The organism is Bacillus sp. REN16 (assembly GCF_020731355.1).
Classification (GTDB): Bacteria; Bacillota; Bacilli; order Bacillales; family Bacillaceae_L; genus Ferdinandcohnia.
Genome location: NZ_JAJFZK010000050.1, coordinates 1 through 2,527 on the forward strand (window position 1 = coordinate 1; position 2,527 = coordinate 2,527).

Consider the following 2,527-nt stretch of genomic DNA (forward strand, 5'->3'; position numbering starts at 1 on the left):
TTTGCCTTTCTCCTTTGAGTGGAGGGGAGTGCCTTGAAGGTTGAAAAAACCCTGTCATCCTTTGTGTTAGTGGATTCTAACATGAGGATTATTTCAGAGGTTTTAGATTTTACGAATACTCTGGAAAGCAAAGGATTGTCACCCAATACGGTAAAAAGTTATTTAGATGATTTGAAGATCTTCTATCTATGGCTTGAACGGGAAGGGTTAAAGTTCTATGAAGTGAAGCCATCATCCATAACCAGTTTCATTGAATACATCGACAGCAGAAAACCAAGTGGGAGAGTTGCCCCTGCAACGCTTAATAGATACTTGGCAACATTAAGCTCGTTTTTCAGACACTTTGAAGCTATTGGGGGATTTGTAGAAGAATCACCATTAGTCAAAGTAAGAGGCTATGCACCACATCAGAACAGAGGTTATTTACGTCATGTAACGAAGAATTGGGATAAAGGTCTTCAAAGTTACTTTAGAAGAAAGTTAAAAAAGAAAAGTGACAGAAAGAGACTATATTCTAATACGGTGCAGAAGTATTACCAAGCTGTTGATATGCTTTGGGGGAAAAACGAATCTTTAATGTTTCGGAACAAGCTGATGTTTCGAGTGTTATATGAAACGGGATTTAGGGTGTCTGAGCTATTACACCTTAGAATTAGTGATTATGACTATCCTGATCCAACAGAGAAAACAGGTAATATTTATCTAATTGAGAGGGAAAATGAACCCCTTGATAGGCAATTGAAATCAGGCGAAAGAACCATACCTGTGTCATGGAAATTGTTACAGGCGTTAGAGGATTATGTTCTATTCCATCGCCCTCAAAAAGATGATATTGATTATATCTTTGTGTCACACTCTACGAGTAATTTAGGAGAACCGATTGGTAGAACCTCGGTGGAAGATGTGTTAAATGAAATTCAAGAGGAAAGTGGAATTGAATACTTCCGTTTAACACCACATTCTTTGAGACATACACACGCTTCCGAATTACAGGATATTGGAGTGGATGTAAATGTCATAAGAGAACGATTAGGACATCAGAGCATCGCTACTACAGCTAAATACGCAAAGCCTTCTGTTAAGACATTAGCAATGGCTCATGAGCGTTATTTAGAAAGTAAGAGGGGTGAGCTACTTGACTAATGTACTTCCTCTTATTGATATGAGTAAAGACACTTGGGTATTTCCTGCAAGTGAGGATTTGTCTCCTTACACATTTCGGTTTGATTTTTTACCGAATGAATGGTTTAAGGAAACGATTAAGAAGATTACAAAAGAGTCGATTACAATTGGTAGGCTTAAACTCTCAACATTACACAGATACAACTATTCGTTAGAGGTATTCTTTGAGTATTTAGAGGGTTATGATATTGTTCTTGATACGTTTGAGGAACTTACATTTGATATTGTAGAAGGGTTTATTCACTACTTATTAGCAAATGTAAATAAACCGCAAACGAGAGCTATATCGTTAGCTTCATTGAAACATCATATTAAGCATGGTCAACTCTTTGAGTGGGGTGGATTTCCACTTTACGAAGTGTTTGATGGAACTGAACAACGTACTTTACAAACAGAGGACTCGTTGAAAAGTATGCTTATTGATGACAATGTAATGGATTCGATTGATTCTTCACTTCGCCAAATGAAATCAACATTACAGCCAACTTTAGAATGCTTAAATGATGTTGTTCTTTGGACTTTAGTTACTGTCGTTAGACATACAGGAGTACGTTTAACAGAGGCTTTAAACTTAAATAAAGACTGTTTAAGAAGAGACTTATTGAAGAAATATCTTCTGGAAGTAGTTAGTTCAAAAAATGAGACCGAAAGGTTTATTCCTGTTAGCAAAGAGGTTTCGGTAGCAATTAAAATGTTAATTCAAGCTACGGAAGAACTTCGTTCTGAATTGAAGACCGACAAATTATTTTATTATTTTCAACCTATAAACAAGAAATACAAGCCTTTGAGACAAGTAACTGCAAGGGATTGGTTGAGAGATAAGTTTATTAAACGGTTTGATATTCGGGATAGCAACGGTGATTTGGCGGTAATAACGTTTCACCAATTCCGTCATCAAATTGGAACCGATCTTCTAAATAACGGTCTTAGTACGTTTGAGGTTATGCAGTATTTGGGGCATGAGTCTATGCACTCTACTCGCCTATATGCCAAAGTCCGAAATGACAAACTCACGAAAGAGTATAAAAAGATTGGTTTTATTGGACTTGTAGAACGTAAGGTTGATGACATTGTAGATGAAAATGGTAAAAAACTTGATACCGAAAAACGCTTAATGGCACAGNGTGGTAAAAAACTTGATACCGAAAAACGCTTAATGGCACAGCTTCCAGATGGTGTATGTACTAAACCGATAAACAAAAAGGTTGTAAATTGTAAAAAGCCAAATGCTTGTTTATTTTGCCCGAAGTTTATTACCACTCCTGAATTCCTTGAAGTTCATAAGGATCATTTGGGGCGTATAAGGGCAGATAAGGAACGATATATGGCACAAGACCTCATGGGT

At 36.8% G+C, this 2,527-nt stretch carries 2 protein-coding genes; both read left to right on the top strand.

What is annotated here, in order from left to right:
• Window positions 1-33 precede the first annotated feature (33 nt).
• Entirely contained in the window at window positions 34-1,143 is a 1,110-nt protein-coding gene (locus LKW28_RS22730) for a tyrosine-type recombinase/integrase (RefSeq protein WP_107920280.1), read from the top strand.
• Window positions 1,136-2,527 (top strand): tyrosine-type recombinase/integrase (locus LKW28_RS22735; protein WP_229142691.1); only part of this gene is annotated, 1,392 nt, incomplete at its 3' end. The genes LKW28_RS22730 and LKW28_RS22735, both read left to right, overlap by 8 nt.